This window comes from Bacteroidota bacterium (assembly GCA_030017895.1).
In the GTDB taxonomy this organism is placed as follows: domain Bacteria; phylum Bacteroidota; class Ignavibacteria; order UBA10030; family BY39; genus JASEGV01.
Genome location: JASEGV010000007.1, coordinates 17,591 through 36,580, shown reverse-complemented (window position 1 = coordinate 36,580; position 18,990 = coordinate 17,591). Strand labels below are relative to the sequence as shown.

At 36.4% G+C, this 18,990-nt stretch carries 14 protein-coding genes; all 14 read right to left on the bottom strand.

Annotation, left to right across the window (positions count from 1 at the left end; translation table 11 throughout):
* Positions 1 to 12: 12 nt before the first annotated feature.
* On the bottom strand, positions 13 to 6,006 hold the full coding sequence (locus QME58_02530) for a PAS domain S-box protein (GenBank protein MDI6802708.1): 5,994 nt from the start codon (positions 6,004 to 6,006) through the stop codon (positions 13 to 15).
* 101 nt (positions 6,007 to 6,107) lie between these two features.
* Positions 6,108 to 6,803 carry an outer membrane beta-barrel protein gene (locus QME58_02525; GenBank protein MDI6802707.1) on the bottom strand — a complete coding sequence of 232 codons (696 nt, stop codon included), beginning with the start codon at positions 6,801 to 6,803 and terminating at the stop codon, positions 6,108 to 6,110.
* 212 nt (positions 6,804 to 7,015) lie between these two features.
* Positions 7,016 to 7,306, bottom strand: a complete 291-nt coding sequence (locus tag QME58_02520; GenBank protein MDI6802706.1) for a hypothetical protein — start codon at positions 7,304 to 7,306, stop codon at positions 7,016 to 7,018.
* An 18-nt stretch (positions 7,307 to 7,324) separates the two neighbouring features.
* Positions 7,325 to 7,954 (bottom strand): hypothetical protein, encoded by a 630-nt coding sequence (locus QME58_02515; protein MDI6802705.1) that lies wholly within the window; start codon positions 7,952 to 7,954, stop codon positions 7,325 to 7,327.
* Positions 7,955 to 7,958: 4 nt separating this feature from the next.
* Positions 7,959 to 9,101, bottom strand: coding sequence for an acyl-CoA dehydrogenase (locus QME58_02510; GenBank protein ID MDI6802704.1), 1,143 nt, complete (start codon positions 9,099 to 9,101; stop codon positions 7,959 to 7,961).
* Between the two features lie 40 nt (positions 9,102 to 9,141).
* Positions 9,142 to 9,975 (bottom strand): hypothetical protein, encoded by an 834-nt coding sequence (locus tag QME58_02505; GenBank protein ID MDI6802703.1) that lies wholly within the window; start codon positions 9,973 to 9,975, stop codon positions 9,142 to 9,144.
* Between the two features lie 2 nt (positions 9,976 to 9,977).
* Positions 9,978 to 10,859, bottom strand: coding sequence for a site-specific DNA-methyltransferase (locus QME58_02500; GenBank protein ID MDI6802702.1), 882 nt, complete (start codon positions 10,857 to 10,859; stop codon positions 9,978 to 9,980).
* Positions 10,856 to 11,713 (bottom strand): 3-hydroxybutyryl-CoA dehydrogenase, encoded by an 858-nt coding sequence (locus tag QME58_02495; GenBank protein ID MDI6802701.1) that lies wholly within the window; start codon positions 11,711 to 11,713, stop codon positions 10,856 to 10,858. Before QME58_02495 ends, QME58_02500 begins: the two co-directional genes overlap by 4 nt.
* 15 nt (positions 11,714 to 11,728) lie before the next feature.
* On the bottom strand, positions 11,729 to 12,904 hold the full coding sequence (locus QME58_02490; GenBank protein MDI6802700.1) for a thiolase family protein: 1,176 nt from the start codon (positions 12,902 to 12,904) through the stop codon (positions 11,729 to 11,731).
* 27 nt (positions 12,905 to 12,931) lie between these two features.
* Entirely contained in the window at positions 12,932 to 14,455 is a 1,524-nt protein-coding gene (locus QME58_02485; GenBank protein ID MDI6802699.1) for an OmpA family protein, read from the bottom strand.
* Positions 14,456 to 14,581: 126 nt separating this feature from the next.
* Positions 14,582 to 15,829 (bottom strand): transcription termination factor Rho, encoded by a 1,248-nt coding sequence (rho, locus tag QME58_02480; protein MDI6802698.1) that lies wholly within the window; start codon positions 15,827 to 15,829, stop codon positions 14,582 to 14,584.
* Positions 15,830 to 15,973: 144 nt separating this feature from the next.
* Positions 15,974 to 17,194 (bottom strand): folylpolyglutamate synthase/dihydrofolate synthase family protein, encoded by a 1,221-nt coding sequence (locus tag QME58_02475; GenBank protein MDI6802697.1) that lies wholly within the window; start codon positions 17,192 to 17,194, stop codon positions 15,974 to 15,976.
* Between the two features lie 84 nt (positions 17,195 to 17,278).
* Entirely contained in the window at positions 17,279 to 18,223 is a 945-nt protein-coding gene (locus QME58_02470) for a dihydroorotate dehydrogenase (protein ID MDI6802696.1), read from the bottom strand.
* Entirely contained in the window at positions 18,224 to 18,988 is a 765-nt protein-coding gene (locus QME58_02465; protein MDI6802695.1) for a dihydroorotate dehydrogenase electron transfer subunit, read from the bottom strand. It abuts the gene before it with no gap.
* Between the last annotated feature and the right edge of the window lie 2 nt (positions 18,989 to 18,990).

The window sequence follows — 18,990 nt, the reverse complement described above, 5'->3', positions numbered from 1 at the left end:
ATTTCTCATTTCTTATTGGTTAAGAACTTTTGGCAGTGTAAAATAGAAGGTAGTACCTTTGCCAATTTTTGACTCTACCCATATTTTACATCTGTGCATTTCGATAATTATTTTCACAATAGCTAATCCGGCGCCGGTGCCTTCGTATTCTTCTTTACTATGCAGCCGCTGAAATATTACAAATATTTTTTCAAAATACTTCTCTTCGATTCCTATTCCATTATCTTTAACGAAGCAAAGATATTTATCATCATTGTAATCGCTGCAACCTATTTCTACTTCAGGTAAATCAGTATTCAGAAATTTGATTGCGTTAGATAACAGATTTCTAAAAACAATTTTTAGCTGCGTTGCATTGCCGAATACTTCAGGTAGAAAGTTTGGTTTTATTATCTTTACTCCCTTTGATTGAATAGCATACAACAAATCAATTTCCACATCATCTATAACGCTTGAAAGCTTAACTTCTTTAAACGACTCTGATACACGTCCGATTCTCGAAAGCATTAAAAGGTCATCAATTAAATTTTTCATTCTTGAAGATGCCTGAACAATTGAGTGTAAAAACTCAGCCGGGTCTCCCTGCAGAATAGATTTATATTCTTCATTCAAAATTTGACTATACCCTTCGATACTGATAAGTGGCTCTTTCAAATCGTGCGAAACGACATAGGTAAAGTCATCGAGTTCCCGATTTCGACGCTGGATTTCTAATGATTTCTGAACGGTTTCATCGTATAATTTTGATTTCTCGATAGCCATTGCCGTTAAACTGCATACATTTTCTAACAAACGAAGTTCAGTATCAGAATAAGTATGTGTTTTCGATTTCAACGAGAGTAATCCTGTAACATTATTTTTAGAAACCATCGGAATGTAAGTCAGTATTTCTCCCTTTTCGTTAATTTCCGATAATGATTGTTTGGAAGTAATGACTTTCCAAACCGGAGAGCCAACTTTGATGCTTATCTGTTGATTGATTTTAGGGAAGTATATTTTATCGCCGGCGACAGTCGCAATATGCATTACAGTTGACTGAGCCATCCTCGATTCATCAATTAAATGAATAAAGAATTCTTCAAAATCAATTATCTTTGCGAGTTGTTCGTAAACATTATTTAAGACTTGGTCAATATCCAAAGTAGCGGTCAAGTGCTGGCTTAATTCGTATAAAATATTCAGTCTCTCGAATTGTGATTGCAATTCAGAGTATAATAACGCATTCTCGATTGATGTTCCAAGTTGGTTGCCGATTAAAGAAAACAGTTGTGTTTCCTGTGTTGTAAATTCGTATGGTTCTTTGAAGAAAATTTGTATAATACCGACAGTTTTGTCTCCTGATTTCAAGGAAATTTCGGCAAGGGCAGAAACTTGAATATCTTTGAGATAATTTTTAATTATTTCAGATACTCGAGAATCATATTTAACATCGTTATTAATAAACAAATGTGTCCGATTTCCTATATTTCCAAATGGCAATCCTTCAATCTTCAACGGTAGATTGTTGAAAGATTCAGGTAACCCAATTTGTTTTCTAAGAGTTAAAAAATTATTCTGCACATCGGCAAGATATAATAAAATATAATCAGCTTTGTTAAAACGTATGATATGAGGTAAAGCTGTATTGAAAATTGTTTCGAGATTAAAAGAGGACGAAATGTTAGCGGAAATTACATTCAAGTCAAGCAGTTGGTCATTACGTTTTTTAAGTTCTTCTTCAGTTCGTTTCAGATCAGTAATATCTGTCTGTGTAAAAACAGCTCCTGTAATTCTTCCGCCGATAATCATCGGATGAATAGTAAGATAGTAATTATAACGCTCGGAATCTGTTTTGAATTCGAATTCCTTGTTGACATATTTTAAGGAACCATCAAGAATTCTTTTTGATAGCTGAACGTATTCGTCGGTAAATATATTATCAGGAATTTCATCAAGCAAAAATGCGCCGGTATAAGACTTCTTCGATTCGCCGCGTACTTTGGTGATGAAGTCGAACCATGCTTTGTTAACCTCATTGATTCGTAAATCGGTATCGACTGTGAAAATAACTTTATCGATGGAGTTTAAGAGATTGTATATGTATGCCGCATCGTCGCTGACTTTCCTGAATAACAAAATACGGTCAATAATCGCTCCAATCTGTTCAACAAAAGGTTTAATTCTATCGAGCACATTCTCACTGAATGCATTTACTTCCTGTGAATATAGATTGATTGTGCCGAGAATTTCACCTTTCGATAAAAATGGAGCAGATATCAAAGAGTTATATTCCGTTTCAACAACATTATGTATGATGAATCTTTCATCAACATTCACATCGAATGAAACGATGGGCTTTTTGCTATGCAAGGCAATTTTTGAGATGCTGCTATTCAAATCCTTTATAGAACCGGAACTGAATACACCAGCCGGTTTTACAATTTCGCCTAATGTTATTACCTGATTGTCGTTCAGTAAACAGGTTTCGATACGGTCGTACAGAATTATTTCATAAACTTTGTTTGCAAAAACCTGAAATATCTTTTCATAATCCATAGTTTGGTTAGCAGTTTGGATTATTTGATTAATCGCTTCTATCTGTTTATTGCGATCTGCTAACTCTAATGCCATCCTGTAACGCTCGGATATGTTACGTGCAAGATTCAGCATCGCTATCGGTTCACCGTAAGCATTACGAAGCAGTGTGGTATTCAAACTTATCGGAATTTTTTCACCATTATTAGTTTGCCAGGTCATATCGAAATCGTGTAGATAATTCTTCGACCTTAAGCTCGAAATCCAAATCACGAACCGGTTCATTTCTTCATCAAGCAGCCAGGGGTAAGGGAATTCTTTCCCGGCAGCCTCCGATTTTGTAAATCCAAGCGCATTGGTAAACTCCTTGTTTACCTGAAGCACCCGTCCTCGCAAATCAGTCAGAACGAACAAATCGCCCATCGTATCGATAACGTTACGTAAAAGCTGTTCGGAATTTTTGATATCCTCTTCTAATTTTTTTCTCCTTGTGATATCTGTTATAATTGCAACTACGCCGACGATGTTTCCATCATTAGATTCTAATGGAGCATATCTTCCCCATAAGTAACCTTCCTTTTGGGTTTCAGTAATTTTGTAAGGAATATCATCTGAACTAACCACTTGACCTTCAATCGCCAATTTCAGATATTTTTCGATATCATATCCGAAATAATTCGATGACAACTCGTTTATGTTTTTCCCGAGTATATCAATTCGGGTTAAACCTGTAATATTTACCATTGCCTCGTTCCACTCGATAAAATTAAAATTGCTATCGAGAACGACTACACCTTCGCGTATCCCTGATAATATTCCTGATTTAAATTGTTCAGTCTTACGTAAAATTTCTTCTAAATTTTTCCTCTCGTTGATATTACTTAATATCCCGTAAACACTTTCAATTTCACCTGCGTCGTTTTTGGAAATTGTTATTGAATCATGTATCCAAACATATTCGGCTTTACCTTTTGGTAAAACCCTGTACTCGATACCAACCGAATCTTTGTAATCATTCAAGTTCGCATTTCTCAGAAATATTATTTTTTTATCGTCCGGATGAATTGTACTTAGCCACAAAGTTTTATTGCGTGCATAATCTTTAGGTTTATAGCCGATAAAATTTTCGATATTAGGACTGATATATAAGAACATTTCATTTCCTGTTCCGAAATAAAGCACATCAGATATAGAGCCGATTAAGTTCTCGTAGCGGTCTTTTATCTGCATTAAGTTATTATAACTAATAGCATTTGCAACCGCAGAACCTATATGCCCACAAAGCGAGCGCAAAAGATTAAGAGAATACGTATCAAGTTCAAGCGGTTTACGTGATGCGAGCAATATAAAACCATTAACTTTATAATCCGAGATTAACGGAATAAAACAAACAGTGGAAATTTTTTCTTTTGTAAATGTTGAACTGTGAGGCAAATAACTCGGATACGAATCCATCGAAATTATTTTTGGCTCCTGTGTCTTACTGATAAAGCCACCAATTCCCTCTTCAGAATTGAATTTATTCATTAATGCTAATAAATTTTCCGACATCCCTTTATGGCTGCTGAGTGTGAAATCGTTCTTCTCGTCTTTTATATAAAAACCGGCAATATTCCAATTGAGATGCTCGGTTATTGTTTTTAAGGTTTTCTCAGAAATACTTTCAATTTCGAGAGTCGTGTGAACATCATCAAGAATACTATCGAGTAGTTTGAACTCACGGGTTCTGAGCTTCAGATCGTTACCTACGGCTACGCGTTGTGTAATGTCCTGATAAAATTCTAACAATGCGATTTCTCCGTTATAAGTTATCGCCGAGCTAACCATTTCAGCATTAAAAACAGTACCATCTGCTTTAAGTGCATTAAAAGTAAAGGAGTTGACAATATTTTTCTTTCCCCGTTTTTGTTTTTTTGTTTCAGGTTCTTCTAATTTTATTCCGATGAGGGTCTTTTCTTTTCCAATTACCTGTTCAAGAGTATTAAATAAAAATAAATTCATAAACGCTTGATTACAAAACCGGAAAACATTATCACGCACTACTGCCAAAGGGATAGGAGATGATTCAAAGAAGTTTTTAAATTTTTGCTCAGATATCTGAAGTTCTTCAACAATATTTTTATGCAAAGTGATATCGAAAAAACCGATTTGAATTAATTTTTTATTAGCAATTTGGATTGGAGTAAATGCTACCTCACATTCGAACACCGTACTATCAGATTTAGCTAATTTCAGTTCCGCAGTAACTGCTGCATTGGTTGTTTCAGATTTTTTAATTATCTGCCGTACTGTTTTTAAATTATTTTGAGTAAATATATCCTTTAGTTTAGAATCCTGCCAAACTTCATCACTCTCATTTCCAAACATCTTTTTGAATTGAGAATTGAAGTAAAAACAATTTTCTTTCTCGTAAACTGCTACTGCTAAATTTGACTCCTCCAATATCCGTTGATATTTTAAATTATCATATCTCAATTCATTTTCGAGTGCGATTTGTTGAGAGCGATCACGAATGATAGCCAGGAAATAACCATCGTGTAAATTTGAAAAGGTAATTTCTACCGGCAATAATTTATTATTCTTTTTTCGAACAATAGTATTTAAAGATTGTATTTTCCTATTCTTTAAACTCTTATAAAATTTTAATGCGGCATATTTATAACCGGGCGCAAGTATTTCAAACAGATTAAGAATTTTTAGTTCATCAGCAGAATAACCCATTATTTCAATTAACTTAGAATTTACTTCTCTGAAGTTACCTCCCCATTCAAACACCATCATCGCATCGGAAGCATTTCGAAATGAGTTTTGAAATATATCTTTGGGTGTAAAAGTGGAAGGGATAAAATCTCCCATCGGTTCTACGGAAAGCTCTGCCTCATGAGAAGAAAATTTATCAGATTTTAAATCAAATTTTAAGGGACTCATCCTTAACGGAAGATATCTCTCTTTGCTGTTTATCAGATTGAAGTACAATTCATTTTGATGTTTACAGACATCCAAAACGACCGAGGCACTATCTTTGATTTTTGCAATCGATTCAATTGAAAAAAATGACCTTCCTAAAGTTGCAAGAAGCGGGATATTTTTCTTTTTTGCTTCTTGGATGAAGGAATTATAAAGAAAAACGATATCTTCTTCATTTTTAATATCTTTCTGTAAACCCGAAAGCGAGTCTAAAAGCAAAAAGTATTTCCCGTTCATTTTTGTGAGGAAACGCCCAAACGCTTTTTTAATCTTCCCAATCGGAAATTCTGATAAATCGAACGTGTTAACTTTATTTTTCGATATGTCGAGTTCGAAATATTTCTTAAGATGATGAATGTGTATTATACGATAGCCATTTTTTATAAAATCTGCAACCAATTTAATAACCACAGGTTTGGTGTCGGAATCTGATGAAGCAATAAATAAGATAGAATCATCCTGGTGCAAACCACCAATATACACATCGAATTCAAGTAAATTAACTGTAATGCTCTGTTTTTTCATCGTTTTAATGTAAGAAAAAAAGTTCTGATTTCAAATAAAAAAAAGGCGTCTTAAATTGTTTTTAAGACGCCAATAAATTGAAATTTAAAAGAATAGAAAAATTAGAAATATGCGGCAAGTTTAAAAGAAACGGTGTTGAAACCCAAAGACATCATAGAAGGTAAATCGAATGTCGTTGTAGGTTGAGCTTGTCGTGTAACTTCATAAGTTCCGCCTCCTAATACTAATCCAAATTGGTACTCGGCTGCTAAACTAATTCTATCGTAAATAAAATATTCGAAACCGGCAATACCACCTAAACCGAACATAGTTGCACTTGCATCATATTTTGTAACTACTCCGGTTGGGGGCGGTGATACAGTTGTTGGCTCTAAAGTGCCACTGACCATAGCAAAACCAGCGGTCGCTCCAATGAAACCGACGAACGAACCACTTTTAATTATATTTGATTGGATACCGAATTCGAGACCGAGTCCCATGCTACTCTCTTTCCTGTCAGAAAAACCACCAGCACCGGCTTTTTCAGTTTCTGAATTGTAGCCAAGTAACAAAGCTGCGCGCCCGGCAAAGCCATCTGAAAAATAATATTTTACACCAATGGCGTTGAATTGAGGAATATCCAACACACCAACCGATACATTTGGGGAAGACATAAACGATCCTGCACCCAAATTGGCAAGCCCATTAAACTGAAAAACTAATGCTTTATCGCCCGCTGAAGCTAAAGCATCGCCGCCTGCGAAACTAAAATTAGTAAATACTGCGATAACAGCTAAAATTGTTAGTAACTTTTTCATACACTCTCCTTTGTTATTTTGAAATATGTTAATTATGCCCTTAAAATCAGGCAACCGTATTATAACAAAATATAAGGGAATAGTCAAGTGTTTCTTATGTTATTCTTTAAATGAACAGCTAAATCCCCTATTTTTTAATAAAAAAGCCGTAAATCACCTTGAAATTTTTTCCAGATAAAATTACGGCTTTTGAAAGTCCTCGTAAAAGGAATCTATTTTTTGACTTCAACAGTCATTGGATATATTGTTACCCAACCTGTAAATATAGAAATCAAAAAATCTAAAGGTGTGATTTCTGTTTTAATAGTATAATCGGTAGTACCTTTAGCCATTTCTTTAGAATCCACTTTGTTGAGAGGGACTAAACCCCATAACACATACCATTGACGAGCAGTTTCTACAGCTGCACCTTTGTGCCCTTCGCCTACAGTATGTGAGATACTATAACATCCAGGGAATATTACTGCTACGACGAGAATTAAACAAATTATTTTTTTTAACATAAATACTCCTTTAATTTATTAGTTATGATTGATTAATTGTAACGAACCCACAAACGACTCTAAAACCCGAGCCATAGATGGGTATTTTTCAACATTTGTTAGAAAATCGATTTGATATACTTTTGAGACCGACCGGTACTTACTCAAAATCATTTTTACAAAAATAAATTGATTGTGTACTATTTGGAATTGATAGATATGCCATGGTAAAAATAAAAATTCGGCTGAGTTTATAGAATTAACCTGAACAATAGAATTTCTGAGTGCGTTCTCAAATTTATACCTAAAATTATCAGTGCCAAAATCAATTCCCTCTATCTCTGATAGAATCAAATAGCTGTTTCGGTCGGTGTCATTATAAGCGTCTAATAAAATAATATTACTTTTTTCATTAGAGGTCGGATTTTTCAGAATCACTTTTAGTTTTTCCTCAATATCAGATAGTGAAATCCTATTCCAATTTTTCGGAATGCGATATGAGATATTATGCTCTTTATTAGTTATTTTTTTATCGATAACTGATTCATCAACATTAAATATTAAACTTTGTAAAGGGTTTTGCTGCGTGTTCGTTTCTTTCTTTCTACAACTCGAAAAGAGCATAAAACTCGATATTAGCAAAATTAGTATTAGGAAATTGAATTTCATTCTTTTAATCTCTCAGCAAGCTCCTTGCAATTACTATGCGTTGAACTTCCGAGGTTCCTTCATAAATTTCAGTAATTTTGGCATCGCGTAGATAACGTTCGACAGGATAATCTTTCACATATCCATATCCACCGTGAATTTGGATTGCCTCAAGTGCAGCATCTACGGATACTTTCGAAGCAAACAGCTTCGCCATTGCCGATGCAGAGCCATAAGGTTTGTTAGCATCTTTGAGGGCTGCCGATTTTAAAGTTAAAAGCCGTGCTGCCTCGATTTTTGTAGCCATATCGGCAAGCTTGAATTGTATCCCCTGAAATTCGGAAATATACTGTCCAAAAGCTTTCCTTTCCTTCGAATACTTCAGAGCGGCTTCAAGAGACGCTTGTGCGATACCTAATGCTTGCGAAGCAATTCCAATGCGACCGCCGTCAAGTGTTTTCATCGCAAATTTAAAACCAAAACCCTCGTCGCCGATACGGTTTTCGACAGGAACTTTGCAATCGGTAAAAGATAACGAGACAGTATCCGAACTTCGGATACCTAATTTTCTTTCCTTTTTAGCTACCTCAAAACCCGGGATACCTTTATCAACTATAAATGCACTAACCCCGTGAGCACCCTTCGACTTATCAGTAGTCGCCATAACTAAAACGGCATCTGCATTGGCGCCGTTTGTAATAAAATTTTTAGTCCCATTCAACAAATAAAAATCACCATCTCGAAGAGCTGTGGTTTTTTGATTCGAAGCATCGCTTCCGGCTTCGGGTTCCGAAAGAGCGAACGCACCTAATTTTTTTCCGGTCGCCAATTCTTTTAAGTATTTTTCTTTTTGAAACTCGCTCCCCCATTCTGTGATGCCGTAACAAACCAGCGAATTATTTACCGACATTATCACGCCGGCAGAGGCATCGACCTTCGAGATTTCTTCCATCGCTAAAACATAACTGATTGTATCAAGTCCGGCACCGTTGTATTGCTCGGGGACCATCATTCCCATCAATCCAAGTTCGCCCATTTGTTTAACTGCTTCATAAGGGAACACTTCTTTTTCGTCTCGCTCGGCAGCAGACGGTGCGAGAACATCTTCAGCGAATTTCTTCGCCATGTCTTTAATCATTAATTGTGTTTCTGTAAAATCGAAGTTCATAGTGTACCTATTTTTTAAAATTATTGGGTGTATTGTCGTTTCATTTTAGATCAGTTTGAAATACTAAAAATGGTCCATTCAACGGATGCTTAATCAAGAACGACCTAAGTAATTTATAGTTTGTTGGTTTAGTTGAATTTTTAACCTTGCGAATCGAATCCTCTCTTTCAGTTTCAGTATAGCAAGGCAATATAAGGTTGATGGAGTTATCCTTTATTTCGGGATATAATTTAGGATTAAGAATATTCCCCTCTTTCTTCACTTCCGTCATTATTCTAAAACGTAGTTTAACTGACGCGTTATCTACATTTCTTACTTTACTGAAGTTTTCTTGCTGCGAGAAGATAGAAAGAAGGCTTTTTCTTGTTTCATCGGAAAGTTGAATATCGCTATGCAGTAATCGTTCATCAAGAACTTGAGCGAATGATTGGCTTATAAGATTTTCTATCGGGGTCGTTTCAAAAAAACTACCATGAACCAGACATACTTTTATTGTTTTATTTTTCTTGCCACGAACTAAATAATAAACATCTCTTATCGGTAGAGAATAAATATCGTCTCCCACTTTCTCCATTTGTTCTTTAATAACACTTTTTTCGCCTTGAATTATTCTCGATATTTTTTTCTTACTAGATGGAATTGTCGAGTTAAAAGATGAAACAGTATAACTACCACTATCCTTCAGTTCAATCAGTTCACCGCCTGTTAATTCTTGTGGATAAGCATTTAATCGAATCGCCATATCAGGAAAAATCCCGGAATTTTTACACGACAAAAGTTTTTCATCATAAATAAAATTTTCCAGCTTCTTTACCTTATAAAATTTTTCACGATTGTGTAATAACGAATCAAAAAAATGAAAGATTGAATACATTTTTATTCTGCGAAAAGATTAAGGGTTGCTGTGTCTTTTTTCTTCGGAGTTACATCGATTGATGAATTCCAAATATTTTTAAGATTTTCTGTGTAGGAATAATCTTTATAATATTTTGCGATAGAATCTGCCTCTCGTATTGATGTTAATCGTTTAGTGATACACTCTATATTTGCCGGGTCTATTTCTATACCGATAGATTTTCTTGATAGCTGTTCTGCAACGACGCATGTTGTACCTGTTCCTGCAAACGGATCAAAAACTGTATCACCGATTCCTGTTGATGAAAGAAGAATCCGAAGCAGAAGTGAAATCGGAGATTGCTGTTTATGAAAACGTCCTCCTTCATTGGTCCGTATAGCTTCATCACCGGCATAATACCCTGAAGTTAATTCTCGAATATCATCCCAAACGTCAGTCACGTAAATACCATTTTCTCGTTCAAACTTATAATTCCCCGGAAGTGGCGGCGAGATACGAAGTTTGTTAAAAACTCTCGGAGAATTCCCTTTTGTAGCAAAAGCAATAATTTGATACTGCTTGCCGTATTTGTAATTACTTGGTACTGCTGATGTTTTCTTTTTCCAAATAATCAAATTTTGAAAAGTCCAGTCAGAGTCGCGTAAACATTTTAATACTTGTTCAGTGTTTTTTTCTCGCTGCATAAAGTAAATGGCACCGCCAGGAGAAGTTGCATTATAAATACCCCTGCACGTCTTTAACATCAACTGCCAATACTCTTCATCGGGTAAGTTGTCATCAAAATAATTGTAATCCTTATTTTGATTAAATGGAGGATCGAGAAAAGTTAAATCAACTATCTCATCCAATTTAGAATTTGATAACAGCTTGATTGAATCGGTATTTAATATTTTATTGTTCATTTGTTTTGTGTATAATCGTAAAAGCCTTTACCGGTTTTTCTACCCAAATTTCCTGATGCCACCATTTTTTTAAGCAACGGACAAGGTCTATATTTTGGATCGCCAATACCGGTGTGCATTACATCCATAATTGCTAAACAAACATCCAACCCGATAAAATCGGCAAGCTGCAATGGTCCCATAGGATGATTCGCACCAAGCTTCATCACAGTATCCACCGATTCAGCAGTAGCAACACCTTCCATTACAGAATAAATGGCTTCGTTAATCATCGGCATCAATATTCGGTTAGCAACAAATCCGGGGTAGTCGTTTACTTCGACAGGAGTTTTTTCTATTTTTTCAGCGAGTGTTTTTATTGAGTTATATGTTTCGTTCGAGGTAGCTAAACCGCGTATCACTTCGATCAATTTCATAACGGGAACCGGATTCATAAAGTGCATTCCTATAACTTTATCTGGCCGTTTAGTAACCGCCGCAATTTCAGTAATAGAAATCGACGATGTGTTAGTAGCTAAAATGGCATCGACCGGTGCGTTCGCATCGATTGTTTTAAAAATATTAAATTTTAATTGTTTATCCTCAGTTGCCGCTTCAATAATCAAATTAGCATTCTTGACTGCCTCGACTGTTGATAATTCACCCTTTATATTGGCAAGGGTAGCAGATTTTTGTTCTTCAGTTAAAGTTCCTTTTTTAATTTGCCTATCTAAATTACCGGTTATTGTTTTAAATGCCCGGTCGATAAATTCCTGTTTTACATCGTTGATGGTTACAGAAAAACCGAACTGAGCAAAAACATGGGCAATGCCGTTGCCCATAGTTCCTGCGCCAATAATTGTAATATTTTTCATAAACTTTCCTTTCGTTTATTGTTCTATAATTATGGCGCTTGCCTCGCCGCCACCTATACAGGCAGTAGCCAAGCCTCGCTTTAAATTTTTTAACTTCATTGCATTAATTAAAGTAACAAGTAATCTTGTCCCACTTGCACCGATAGGATGACCGAGTGCGACGGCTCCACCGTGGACGTTAATTTTGTTGGAATCTAAATTTAGAATTTTATTCACAGCTAAATTAACGACCGAAAATGCTTCGTTTACTTCGAATAAATCAATATCATTTAACGACAAACCTGCTTTTTTCAAAACTTTAGTTATTGCATCGGCTGGTGCTGTTGTGAACCATTCTGGTTTTTTAGCAAACGATGCGTAAGAAACAAGTTTTACAAGCGGCTTGATGCCAAGTTCATCGGCTTTTTCTTTCGACATTACCACAACTGCCGCAGCGCCATCATTAATTTTTGAAGCATTAGCAGCCGTAACTGTCCCCTCTTTTAGGAATGCGGCTTTTAATGTTGGAATTTTTTCGAATTTAACTTTCTTGGGTTCCTCATCCTCGCTAACGATTAACGGATCGCTTCCTTTTTGTTCGATTGTTACCGGAACAATTTCATCTTTGAACCAATAATTCTTCTGTGCTTCAATTGCGCGTTTATAACTCTGCGTAGCAAACTCATCCTGCATTTCACGGGAAATTTGAAATTCTTTGGCACAAATTTCGGCTGCATTCCCCATGTGAAAATTATTGTACACATCCCACAAACCGTCGGAAACCATCAAGTCGGTTAGCTGTCCGTGTCCCATCCGATAACCTGTGCGTGCCTTATCGAGCATATAAGGAACATTCGACATACTTTCCATACCACCCGCAACAATCACATCAGCATCGCCTAACATTATTGATTGAGCAGCCAGCATTACAGATTTCAAACCTGAACCGCATACTTTGTTAATCGTCATGCACTCGACGCTTTCTGGTAAACCTGCGTATATAGATGCTTGCCGAGCAGGCGCCTGTCCCATACCTGCTGTTAAAACGGAACCCATTATAACTTCATTCACTTGCTCTTTTGGAACGTTGCCTCTTTTGAGCGCCTCAACAATTACTATAGCACCAAGTCGTGGTGCGGATATTCCACTTAAAGTACCACCAAACGAACCGATTGGAGTTCGTACTGCACTAACAATAACAGCTTCTCTCATTTTTCCCTCCTAATTATTTATTTCAATTTATTTAATTCTTAAAAACTCAACTCTTCTATTTTTCGCTCTGCCACCTTCAGTTACGTTATCAGAGATTGGACGAGAAAATCCATAACCAACAGTGGTTATCCGATCTGCTGCAACACCTCTGCTAACAATAAAGCTTTTTACTGCCTCGGAACGTCGTAACGAGAGTAATTCATTAGATTTTGCAGATCCGATATTATCGGTATGTCCACTTATTTCAACATGAATCTCAGGGTTTGCTAATAAGCCGGCAGCAACAAATTTTAATGTATCCTCTGAACTCGGCAGTAACCGTGCACTGTTGAATTCGAAGTTAATTCCTCTCAAACTAAGTTTCTGTCCAACATCAGGAATAAAGACTACATCATCAGTCGGATCGTTAGGATTTTTTCCTTTTTCGACTTCTTTTCCATCGGGGATTCCGCCATTATCGGTATCTTTATTCAATGGATCTGTAACATGGATTCTTACCTCATCATAATCTGTTAAACCATCTTCGTCGGAGTCCTTTTTTAAGGGGTCTGTCTTGTGTTGTAAAACTTCTTCACCGTCCGTTAACCCATCTTCATCGGTATCAGCATTTAGTGGATCTGTTTTGTATGTTAAAACTTCTTCGCCATCATTTAATCCATCTTTATCTGTGTCAGCAATCAGTGGATCTGTTTTATAGATTTTGATTTCATCTCCATCGATAAGACCATCTCCGTCTGTATCAGCATTATTCGGATTTGTTCGATATAAAAAAATTTCGTCATAATCCGACAAGCCATCGTCGTCGGTATCTCTTTTAAGAGGATTTGTTAGATAAGTAAAAACTTCTTCTCCATCTTTCAGACGATCACCGTCAGTATCAGGATTATTGGGGTCGGTGCCGAATTGCTTTTCGTCTTTATTTTTTAACTGATCACCATCCGAATCAGCATTTCCAGATTCGAAGAAAGCATAAACATTCAGACCGAATAAAAAATATCCGTCGTTATTGTTATTTATTTTTCTATCGTCCAAATAGTCTTTTGTTCCTAAAGCATACATACCGGTCAATTCGATTATGGAATTGTTTGTAATAAAATATTGAATACCAGCACCTGAGGGTATCACACCCATCCATTTAGAATAATCACCCCGAGCATTACGAGGAAGTTTCCTTTCGTTTTCATCAACAGGATTGAAATTCATTAAACTAATACCACTAAAAAAGTAAGGCCTGATTCGAGAATTGGGGAATGCAGATAAATTGAATCGGATATCTATTGGGATGATTTTAGAAGAAAAGAAACCAATTTTTTTTCCTTCTACCATACCGAAACCAAAGCCCGCCTCGAAAGCTAAAATGTCGGAAGTGTGGTAACGAGAAAAAATCCGAGTAATCGGTTTGGGTATATATCCACCGACATCGGTTTTCGCCATAGCAGTTCCAAAACTTAATCCAAGTCCTAACCCTTCTTCAAGCCTTTGAGAGAATGTTATATTATGGATTAGATAAGTTGATACGGCAAAGAATAACAAATACTTGAGATTTTTCATTCAATGTTAAAGTTTTTGATGGCTCTGTTAATTTAAGTCTTGTCAACGAGAAAGTCAAGCCTTTTTTGATATTTTAAAAAAAAAGCCCCCGTTTCAAGGGGGCTAAACTCGATGAGATAAACCTTGTTAACTGTTCATAACCCGTAAGAACTCTTTGTTCGTTTTAGTTCCTCGCATTTTATCGAGTAAAAACTCCATTGCTTCCACAGTCGAAAAATCGCTTAAAAGCTTCCTGAGTATCCAAATTCTATTCAAATCATCAGGTTCGAGCAAAATTTCTTCTTTACGTGTACCGGATCGATTAACATCATAAGATGGATATACCCTTCTATCGGAAAGTTTGCGGTCAAGTATAATTTCCATATTACCTGTACCCTTGAATTCTTCGAAGATAACTTCGTCCATTCTGCTTCCGGTTTCTACAAGGGCTGTTGCAATAATTGTTAAACTTCCGCCTTCCTCGATATTACGAGCGGCTCCAAAAAAGCGTTTCGGACGTTGCAGTGCATTTGCATCAACACCACCTGAGAGTATTTTTCCACTATGAGGAACAACTGTATTATGTGCACGTGCTAAACGGGTGATACTATCGAGTAGAATAACTACATCTTTTTTAGCTTCCACCAATCGTTTTGCTTTTTCCAAAACCATATCGGAAACCTGTACGTGCCGGTCGGCAGGTTCATCGAAAGTTGAACTGATAACTTCGGCTTGAACTGAACGTTCCATATCGGTAACTTCTTCAGGACGTTCATCGATTAATAAAACGATTAGATGAACTTCGGGATGATTTCGTTTGATGCTGTTTGCAATTTTTTGCAGTAAAACTGTTTTGCCGGCTTTTGGAGGAGATACAATCATTCCGCGTTGCCCTTTTCCGATGGGAGCTAATAAATCCATAATACGCATTGCATGTTCGCCGGGTGATGTTTCTAACTTTAATTTTTCGTGAGGATAGAGTGGCGTGAGGTTATCGAATAAAACACGGTCGCGAATAGCCTCCGGATTTTCTTCGTTAACACCTTCCACCTTTAACAGTGCAAAGAATCGTTCGCCTTCTTTAGGAGGTCGAACTTGTCCGCTAACAGTATCACCGGTTCGTAACCCGAATTTTTTAATCTGCGAAGGTGATACGTAGATATCATCAGGAGAAGGAAGATAGTTATAATCAGCGGATCTCAAAAATCCGTAACCGTCGGGTAAAACTTCTAAAACGCCTTTGCTGAAACCGATACCGTCCTTCGCCGATTGAACTTCCAAGATTTTAAAAATTAAATCTTGTTTTCGCATATCAGAATAACCGGTAACATCTAACTCTCTGGCAATTTTAGTGAGTTCAGCTATCTTCTTTGATTTTAGTTCTATGATGTCCATTGGCATAAGTTAATTCTCTCTTATAATTTAGATGGTTTGGTAATTATCAATGATATGTTTAAAACGTTGGATGTTGGATATAAACTGGATTTGTATTTTGCTTCTAAAATTTCTATGCAAATATACGTTGAAAAACAAAGAAAGTCAAGAATCGACATAATTCATCGCTTCACCTAATACATAATGAGATCCGGTAATCAAAATTATCTCTTTAGTACTTGCATAATTTTTAGCAATTTTTAAGCTGTTTTTTGCTGTTTTTCCACTAATACAAGGGATATTGAATAATTTGAATTTTGATGCTATCCTACCGCTTGGAATTGCTCTATCAGTTTTGGGGTTACAAGTAATCACTACCCGTGCGAAATCGCCTATTTCCTGAACGATGGTATCTAAATCTTTATCTTTCATCAGTCCAAACACGACAATAACTTTATAAATTCCCAAACGGAAAAACGTGGTTTTGAGATTAGTGAATGCTTGTGTATTGTGAGCAACGTCCCCGATAATTAAAGGATTGTTAGATAAGACATCGAAACGTCCACGAAGACCTGAAAACTTTTTCACATTCGCCAAGCCGAGGCGCATGCTTTTTTCTGGAATTTTATATGAATATTTTTCCCGTAGTAGTTTAACTGCCTGAGTCGATAACCTAATATTGTCTTCTTGAAATTTTCCAGGCAATGTTATTTTTAGCTTGTTGAATTTAGTTTTTCCGATTTGCAGGTTCAAATACTGAGCATGTAAATCGTTTTTTACTAAAACAAGTTTTGTTGTATCGTCGATGTGAGTTAATGTTGATTTGTTTTTCCTGGAAATCGCTTGGATAACCTTTAAAGCATCTTCATCCCTAACCGCAGTCAAACAAGGTGCATGACGTTTAATGATACCAGCTTTTTCGCGTGCAATTTTAGAGGTTGTTGAGCCTAAAAACTCTGTATGCTCGAGTCCGATATTTGTTATGACGCTGATTAAAGGTTGAATAATGTTCGTTGCATCGAGACGCCCGCCTAATCCGGTTTCGATTACAGCTATATCAATTTTTTGGTCGCTAAAATATTTAAAAGCTATCGCGGTAGTCGCCTCGAAAAAAGTAGCGTTTGTTTTTTCAACCTCATCTCGAATCAGTTTTGTGTAAAATACAAGTTCTTTATCGCTTATTGGTTTTCCATCAATTCGTATTCGTTCGTTAAACTTTAGCAAATGAGGTGATGTGTAGAGTCCGGTTCGATATCCTGAAGCAGTAAGCACTGAAGCAATCATAGCTGCTGTTGATCCCTTCCCATTTGTACCAGCAATATGAATTGTTGGATAGTGTTGATGAGGATTTCCAAAATATTCACATAGCTTTTTGATATTATCCAAACCGAACTTCATACCAAATTTTTGAAGTCCGTATAAAAATTTAATTGTCGAGTTAAAGGAATGCAATTATCAATTTTTTAATTTTTACAACCAACTTTTTAAAACCGATTCATTCCCCGTTGTGTCGAGTGTACCGACTATCATACCAACATCAGCGATACCATTATCGAGGCAAAATTTTTCGATTCCATTAGCTATCGAAACACTTATATTCGGGTTTATGAAATTGGCAGTCCCAATCTGCACAGCTTTAGCTCCAACAATTAAAAACTCCAGCGCATCGTTTGTGTTAGCAATCCCACCGATTCCGAAAACAGGAATTTTTACTGCATTCACAACTTCATAAACTTTAGCTAATGCAACTGGTTTAATAGCCGGACCCGAAAGGCCACCGGTTACGGTTGATATTTTGGGTTTGCGGGTTTTAACGTTAACAGCCATTCCTACTAATGTGTTAATCAACGAAACTGCATCAGCTCCTTCCGATTCAGCGACTTTTGCAAACTCGGAAACACGCGTAACATTTGGAGTTAGTTTTAAAATAATCGGTTTCGAAGTTAAGCGACGAACGATTTTAGTTATCTCAGCAGTCGCTTTTAAATCGGTACCAAAGTTTAGTCCCCCCTCTTTGACATTCGGGCAGGATATGTTAATTTCGTATGCAGTTATCCCATTTGCCGATTCTAATTTTTCCAATACCTTACAGTATTCATCAATTGTTCCGCCCGCTATGTTTGCTATGATTACTACTTCCGATTGTTTTAAGAGTGGTAATTTTTCGGATATAAATTTTTCGACACCTATATTTGCTAATCCAATCGAGTTAATAAGCCCGCTGGCAGTTTCTACTATTCTTGGTGGAGGATTTCCTTTACGTGGTTTTAGTGTGAGCGATTTTGTAAATATTCCACCAATTTTTGTTGCATCGAAAAGCTCCCTCGCTTCATCTCCGTATCCGAAGGTTCCGGATGCAACAAACACACGGTTTTTAAATTCTACATTCCCGATTTTAAATGAAGTTTTTACCATCTACAGAATTATCTCATTTGATTTAAAAACAGGACCATCCTTGCAGGATAGTGCAAAACCCACCTCTTTATTTTTTAATTCCACTGCACATCCCTGGCAAATTCCAAAACCGCATGCCATTGCGGTTTCTAATGATATTTCGCAACGGATGTTATATTCTTCGGTTACATTAGTTAAGGTAACAAGCATCGGTGTGGGGCCACAAGCATAAATTTTACAATTCTTTTTTTTATTTTCGAATAAAAAATGTTTCAGCAGTTCAATAACAGTTCCGTGATAACCCGACGACCCATCATCTGTTGCGGTTCGAACATCAGTCAGATATGAACTCAGCAAATATTCTTTTGTCCGTGCGCCTAAAAAAGTGACAACTTTTTTCCCTTTTTGAATCAAATGTTTTTGAAGAAGAGGTAACGAAGCAGTACCCAAACCACCTCCGACTAAAATGGAAAGTTCTTCATTATCCGAAACATTGAACGGTTTACCGAGAGGACCTAAAACATCCAGCATATCTCCTATTTTTTTAAGTGTCAGTTTTTTTGTTCCCATCCCCATTACACCGAAAACAATTTCGACAGAATTTTCTTGAACATAATAAACACTGAAGGGCCGCCGTAATAGAGGGACGGTAGTTTCATCTACTTTAATATTTATGAATTGCCCCGGCAATACGGAATTCGCTATTTCAGGAGCATGAAAAGCAAGTTTTGTGATGGAAGAATTTATGGGTGTAATTTTAGTAAGCTCGAAATTTTTTTGAATCATTT